The organism is Virgibacillus sp. W0181, assembly GCF_051846915.1.
Classification (GTDB): domain Bacteria; phylum Bacillota; class Bacilli; order Bacillales; family Amphibacillaceae; genus JBPYCR01.
The window spans coordinates 69951-76750 of the sequence record NZ_JBPYCR010000015.1 but is presented as its reverse complement, the minus strand read 5'-3'; the positions used below and the strand labels follow the sequence as shown (position 1 = coordinate 76750).

Genomic DNA, 6800 nt, shown 5'->3' with positions numbered 1-6800 from the left:
GCTTTGAAAGCTTCTCTACAAAGTGCTTTGGTGGTTTCTCTTGCTCTAGATCTTTCGTTGGCTCTAGTTTCCCTTGCAAAGTTATGATTTCTTTTCCATCTTTTAATGCGACCATGACATCAATGAATTTCATGATTCCGTCTTCACACCAACTTCGCCCATTTTTTAAGCGCTTGGCAAACACACTCATTGTTCCTTCGCCACTTCCCATAGGACGGAAATGTGTTGTATCGATTCCTTTATCTTCTAGCTTTTCACGGTAGTCTTCAAGTGCTTCTGGATACTGTGACAATTGGGCAATCAATGCTTCTAATTGTTCCTCTTTTTTCTCGTTTCCAATGGTTCCAACTGCACTATTTAATTCTGTCATAAATCCATCTGCATCATAAGCTGCAAGTTTCTTTCGGATGGAACGGTATCTTGGATGATCTCGGAAGATTCGTTGCACATCTCTTGCGACATGAAAACGATCAATAACGAAGATCGCATTGTGCCGGAAGTATTCACGACAGGATGTAATCCACTGTGCACCATCACCGTTAATCACCAAGTGGTGCCGAGTTGGATCGTATTCATAAGTTTCTACCAAAAATTCTTCAAATTCTTCCCAAAAAGGTAACTTTCTTCTATGAATAAAATGTTGCTTTTCTACCAACTTCGCTCGTTTTCCATTCATTTCCCATCCTTGATGGATCGCTGATATTTTTAATTCTCTACCTTTTCTTCCTTTTTCCTGGCTCTTTGTATATAATCCATCCACTTCTACAAAAATAACATCCTTTTCTAACGGTTGTTTTTCTTTGGGAATCACTTCCGTGTTCAGGACCTGTTGTCGGATTCCTTCGTGGCTAATCACGGGATAACCCAAAAGGGTTTCTAATGCATTTGCCGCCTGACGATAGGAAACACCCGTTACAGCTAATTCAATTGCTAGATCTTGTACAACAGGACTCATCATCTGACCACCATCAAAAGCAAGGTGTTGATCTAAAAGGGAAACATAATTTCCAGTTTCGCGATCAAAGTAATAATTCCTTCGAAGATCGACGTGACCAAACATAGAATCAAATGTCATCCTTCTTTTATCTCTTAATTCAAACCTTTTTTTATCCCTGTTTTCAGCAATCGTCTTATCCATGTGCATCAACACTTCTGCCATCACTTCGGAAAATGTTTCTTGAAGTGCACGGTATGTTATCTGTTCTAATTCTTTCATTGTGATTTGAGATATGATATCTTTCATTTAGAGGTCCTCTTTTCTTTGGATAGTTGTTGTGTTGTAACTTTAACTATACAAAAGAGAGGCCTCTTTTTCATGGTTATTGCCCATAATCCAAATAATACCCCTACACAAACCTCTAACATGTGACATTCTATCTAACATATATTAGAGTAATTAGTTCATGTGTTCCCCCATAAACATTTTACTCATACGAAATTTAAAAAATGCGCAAACGCCCTGGTCGGCCTCAGGCATAGCTCAAGCAAGAAATCGTAGTGGCGGTTATTGTCACGAAGAATTATTGCTTAAGACCTCGAGGGGCTAGGCTGGCAGGCTTAGGTCGCCACGTCCTGGGACTGCGCGTGAATGCTCGTCCCACCGAAAAAAATTGCACTAGAACATCCTGTACGTCACAGCTATGCACAAAATTTATATACTTTCTGACCTAGCAAGAAAAGAGCTGCTTCTCGTTCTGAACGAGAAGCAGCTCTTACAGTTATGACCGGGGATCTGATGATTGCATGTTCTCTTCGGCTTTTTCAATCGCCCGCTTCACCATATTACCAGCATCTCTTGCTTTAATGCCGCCCCATCCTTCTTTCTGCACCGTGTCGTAAAAACCTAACTCCTTGGCAATCTCTTCTTTCAATCGGTTCGACATCATTCCACGTCCCATGAAAGACAGCTCCTTTCCGTTATGAATTTTACGACACGCTTATCTTTTACTTATTTATGTGAATTACCCCTGTTATATGTTTGAAAAAAAGGAAAAAATCTTTATAAATAATGCATGTTTTTATAGACAATAGATAAAAATAAAAAGCAGCAAACAAAAATGTTTACCGCTCTGCACCTACTGCTTGATTGCCTTCAGTAACAAAATTTATTTCTACTGCTTCTGTTAAAACATCGGCATAACTATATGATACACGTTCAAATGCGTTTTCATCCTGGTCTAACTCAACTACGAAAACAGAAGGATAAGTCTCGGACAAAACCCCAAATCTGATAACCGTCTTCCTTCTTCCGCCGTTGGCAGTTAGTTTTAAACGTTGCCCAATTTGACCTTCAAGACCATTTTTGATTTCCGTTATCGTTTTCACCAGCACTCCACCTCACTGTATTTACTATACCATATGCTCGTTCAATCGTCAAGCAAAACATAACATTATACCAATACTTGAATTAACATGTCAACATCTTTTTTTAATTCTAGTATTATCTTTTGTAATTTTTTACAAATTATGCACGAAAAAAAGTTAATGTAATTTTATGAGTCGCCTGAGTCCTCTTCCATATAAGGCATTCCTAGCCGTAATAAACCTTTTGTTTCTATTCCACCCATTCCTCTATCTCCCGTAAATGTATTTCGTAGCGCAGCCCGTACGTTCACTTTTTCCATAAACGAGGTATAAGCAATCCTTCCCACAATATAGACAGGGTCAAGTGCATGAATATTTACCCGTGATGGTGAACTCGCAAAATTAGCTCCAGCTCGTATGAGAGACTCAAAATGGGATTGGCATCCCCCCGCAAAAATGATTAAATCATCTAACTGCGGCGTTACTTGCCTTGCCTCCCGAACCGTATCCACAAAATATTTTGAGTTTCTATATGCACGTAGTTCACTTTTCATCCCTTTCCTTTTTGAATAGGCGTCATGGCCTGTAAAAACAACTATATCTGGTCGTGTGTTTTTCAATAAAGCGCTTATTTCCTGCGCCATATCTTTTTCATGCAAATGCACACCGTATACCTGAAGGCCAATTTTCTCATATAACTCCATGCACTTTCGTAAATAGTTCTGATCTCCATCCAAATGCAGCACTTTGACCGGAAGCTGAAAGCGGGAATCTTCATGTGTATACCCATCTGTTGATTCATATTCTCGCTTCTCTTTCAGCATTCTGTAATCCTGTATAAATAAACGGTACGAAACATCTTCCTGTTTTTTTACTTTTTGTTCTCTTTTGTTCAATTCTCTATCTTCCACTTGAACAAGATCATCCAGAGGAGCATCTGCACTTAATCGAATATCAACACCATGCAGTACTGCTTGCTCTCTCTTCAAATTGGCAACACGAAACAATAAATCATGCCCATAGGATATACGTGTGACATAATTGCCTTCCACAACTCCCATATTCTACACCGTCCTCGTTAGCTGGAGTAGTACTCTAACATAGACTATGTCAGAATGGGCGAAGTTGTGCTATTTTTGATTTATTCAGCTTGATCGGATGAAAGAAAGAACAATAGGGAGCAGGCACAATTTTCGTCTGCCTGAGGTTCATTCATCTATTCAACCACCGCGTCATTCTAGAACACATAAAGGGCATATAAGGACGCTTAAGTTCTTACTAGGTGCATATCGATTATGTTTCATAAAGAGCGTTTGCCAGCTCGGCGAACTCAGCTATAGATAGTGATTCCCCGCGTCGAGTCTGCGAAATTCCTATACGGTTTAGCAAAATCGTCAGCTGTTGTTTGCTTAATGCTTTAGAATAATTCGCCAAATTGTTCAATAATGTTTTTCGTCGGTGCACAAAGCATGCGCGAACAACTGAAAAAAACTGTTCCTCATCACGTACGGAAACAGGTGGCTTTTCCCTCATTGTTAACTTCAGCACACTTGACGTCACGTTTGGAGGCGGAATGAAGGCTTGTTTTGGCACGTGCATGGCTACTTCTGCTTCTGTATAATATTGGACAGCAACAGACAAGGAACCATAGCTCTTACTGTTTGGCTGTGCCGCCATGCGATCCGCTACTTCTTTTTGAATCATGACAGTTAAGCTACTAACAGGGAGTTTATCCTGAAGTAATTTCATTAAAATCGGTGTCGTGATGTAGTAAGGTAGATTGGCTACAACATGGATTGGTTGGTTCTCAGTAAAGTTATCCCTAATCGCAGCATGAACATCCGCTTGCAAAATGTCAGCATGAATAACCTTTGTGTTTTCATAAGCTTGTAACGTATCTTCCAGGATCGGTAACAACCGTTGGTCAATTTCATAGGCGATGACTTGGTCGGAATGAATGGCCAATTGTTCCGTTAATGATCCGATACCCGGCCCAATCTCAATAACACCAGAATGCAGATCAATGCCCGCATGTTCAATGATCCTGCCTAATACATTGACATCGACCAGAAAATTTTGACCCAAACTTTTTTTAAAAGCAAACTGATGTTTTTTCAAAATATCTTTTGTTTTGTTTGGGGTTGCAATAAATGGTTTAGGCATTGCTTTCCTCCTGTTTTAAAACTTCTTCCATTGCTTTTTTCAATTGCTCTTTTGTAATCCGAAACATTGTTAGTCGTTTTAATAATTGTTTACCGTTCGTTTGGCCAATTCTTAATTCCCGACCCAATTTTGCTCTTTTTTCCTTTGCACCCGAGCCACCTATCAAACCAAATGCAATCAAATCCTGTTGCTCAATTTCTGCTTCCGATGGCTGCGCAAGCTCATACACGCCTTCCAACGCTTTTTGAATCACCGCAATGGGGGCATGTTCAATTCCTAAGCTCTTTTTATGCGGATGTTTATCTCTTGCTTCATCTGGCGTTAAAAAAGCATGCTTACATCCGGGGACTGCATCGTCAATAATATGGCGAATTCGTTTCCCCGGATAATCTGGATCGGTAAAAATAATAACCCCGCGCTTTTCCTTTGCATGTTTAATTTGCTGCAACGTTTCTCGGTTGATGGCCGAACCATTCGTTTCTATCGTATCTGCATCCACCGCTTGACGGATTTTGGAACTGTCATCCTTCCCTTCAACGATAATAATTTCTTTTATTTTCACTATTATTTCCTCATTCCAATTTACTATTAGTGCGTGTTCAAAAACGTGGATAAAAAGCGTAAAGATATTCAAGACGGTGTAGCTTTGAGCAACAAAATGTATGTTTTTAGATACATGAGGAGTGGGCTTGTACAGGAAGTGCTGACTCCTACGTTGTCCACAAATCTTTTCGGTGGGGCGAGCATTTACGCGCAGTCCCAGGACGTGGGCGGTTTTAGTAGGAGTTCCCCTTTTGCTAACACGGAAGATCAAAGCGATTTTTACCGGATTTTTCGAACTACCTCTATTAGTATTATTTTGTCTGGCTTACAAAGTTAACACGCTATAAACTCTTATCTAAGTTTCCGAAAATAAATAATGCTCTTACCATTTTATCATGGCAAGAGCAATTTATTCCACTTCAGCTTTCAATATATATAAAGGGGGATATGTTAATCAAGAATTTTTACTTTAACTTGTTTACGTCCAAAGCTATACGCGGCTTGCTTTGTCGGGAAATGAGCATCAATTCGCTTTCCTTTAATCGATCCACCAGTATCTGCTGCAATCGCTGTTCCATAGCCTTCTACCCAAACTTTTGAGCCTAAAGGAATGACATTAGGATCGACTGCTATAACTTTCATGTTCGGATTTGCGTTTAAATTAATCCCGGTTGATGTATACCCGGAGCAACCACTACATTTGGCTGTATATGCACTTGCAGTCATGCTTAATTCTTTTCCGCTTGCATTTGAACCGCTTGATTTACTCGAATTGCTTCCAGATTCAGACTTTTTGCTAGACGCTGTTGTCTTTGGTTGCGTCTTTTTCACTTCCTTCGTACCAACTGCAACAACTTTATTTACACTCTTCTCCATGACCTCTTCGTTTAAAAGTTCACGATTTACTTCTTCGCCATTTTCCAGTGTTATTTCATATTCCTTAGAAACGAGCCCTTCTTTCCCATCGGAAACGACCTGCTCTTTTCCTTTTTCGAGGGAACCATCTTTCTTTTTCTCTGTTTTGAACGCTATAGGTTCCTTTACTTTTTCTGTTTTCTTTTCCACTTGAACGATCGTAATCTTCGTATCTTCAGTTACATCATCCGTTAACGCGGGTTCGATTTTATCCATGTCTTTATATGTTATGTCGTTTGCCGCTAAAACATCCGCAACATTTCCGCCTGTCGTCCAAATTTTCTTTTCCTCACCAGCTTCATCGACAGTTACTTCATACGCTGTATCAATAGAAATATTTAAGCCTTCTTCAATCGAATCACTCTTTTTATGCGATATGCTATCATGTGTCGAGAATGAAAGGCCTTCTTTATTAAAAAAGTCGCCAACGGTATCTGCTGTCGTATAAAATTGCTGTTGCTTACCATCAATCATTACATTTATTTCGTTTGCAGTTTTATAGTCGATGACCATTCCGCTTTGAATTGGGCTATCTATGTCGTGTGATAATGCATCGTGCTCACTTACCGGAACGTCTAATTCATCCAGTAGTTCGCCAACGGTATTTGTATGTGTTTTAATGGATGTTTCTTCTCCGTTATCAGCAAAAACGATTTCCACTTTTGTTGTTTCAAAGATTATCCAGCTTGTAAATAGAACAAGTGCCATAATTCCAAATGTCGAAATCACCAACTTCTTTCGAGATGCCGGCAACACTTTCGATATAATTTGCATGGTATCTTGCCTCCTTAACGACTTTGATTATATAAACAGATATATTCCAAGTCAAAATCTTTACGATTACGATTTGATTACAGTTAGGTTACATTATTGGC

7 protein-coding genes are annotated in these 6800 nt (G+C 39.5%); all 7 read right to left on the bottom strand.

Features of this window, described 5'->3' with window-relative positions; genetic code table 11:
- Positions 1 to 1243, bottom strand: a 1243-nt coding sequence (locus tag ACLIBG_RS08600; protein ID WP_439312356.1) for an ISLre2 family transposase, incomplete at its 3' end; no start/stop codon positions are given.
- A 475-nt stretch (positions 1244 to 1718) separates the two neighbouring features.
- Positions 1719 to 1898: a small, acid-soluble spore protein, alpha/beta type gene (locus ACLIBG_RS08595; RefSeq protein WP_439312355.1), complete on the bottom strand. Its 180-nt coding sequence runs from the start codon at positions 1896 to 1898 to the stop codon at positions 1719 to 1721.
- A gap of 163 nt (positions 1899 to 2061) precedes the next feature.
- Positions 2062 to 2328, bottom strand: coding sequence for a biofilm formation stimulator Veg (veg, locus tag ACLIBG_RS08590; RefSeq protein ID WP_439312358.1), 267 nt, complete (start codon positions 2326 to 2328; stop codon positions 2062 to 2064).
- 164 nt (positions 2329 to 2492) lie between these two features.
- Positions 2493 to 3365 (bottom strand): sporulation peptidase YabG, encoded by an 873-nt coding sequence (yabG, locus tag ACLIBG_RS08585; protein ID WP_439312354.1) that lies wholly within the window; start codon positions 3363 to 3365, stop codon positions 2493 to 2495.
- 232 nt (positions 3366 to 3597) lie between these two features.
- Positions 3598 to 4467, bottom strand: a complete 870-nt coding sequence (rsmA, locus tag ACLIBG_RS08580) for a 16S rRNA (adenine(1518)-N(6)/adenine(1519)-N(6))-dimethyltransferase RsmA (RefSeq protein ID WP_439312353.1) — start codon at positions 4465 to 4467, stop codon at positions 3598 to 3600.
- Entirely contained in the window at positions 4460 to 5029 is a 570-nt protein-coding gene (gene rnmV / locus ACLIBG_RS08575) for a ribonuclease M5 (RefSeq protein WP_439312352.1), read from the bottom strand. Before rnmV ends, rsmA begins: the two co-directional genes overlap by 8 nt.
- A gap of 431 nt (positions 5030 to 5460) precedes the next feature.
- Entirely contained in the window at positions 5461 to 6699 is a 1239-nt protein-coding gene (locus tag ACLIBG_RS08570) for a ubiquitin-like domain-containing protein (RefSeq protein ID WP_439312351.1), read from the bottom strand.
- Positions 6700 to 6800 lie beyond the last annotated feature (101 nt).

Excerpts from the sequence above, each read along its gene's own strand:
- ACLIBG_RS08595 (WP_439312355.1), bottom strand. The coding sequence starts at position 1,898 with ATGGGACGTGGAATGATGTCGAACCGATTGAAAGAAGAGATTGCCAAG.
- yabG (WP_439312354.1), bottom strand. The coding sequence starts at position 3,365 with ATGGGAGTTGTGGAAGGCAATTATGTCACACGTATATCCTATGGGCAT.
- rsmA (WP_439312353.1), bottom strand. The coding sequence starts at position 4,467 with ATGCCTAAACCATTTATTGCAACCCCAAACAAAACAAAAGATATTTTG.
- ACLIBG_RS08570 (WP_439312351.1), bottom strand. The coding sequence starts at position 6,699 with ATGCAAATTATATCGAAAGTGTTGCCGGCATCTCGAAAGAAGTTGGTG.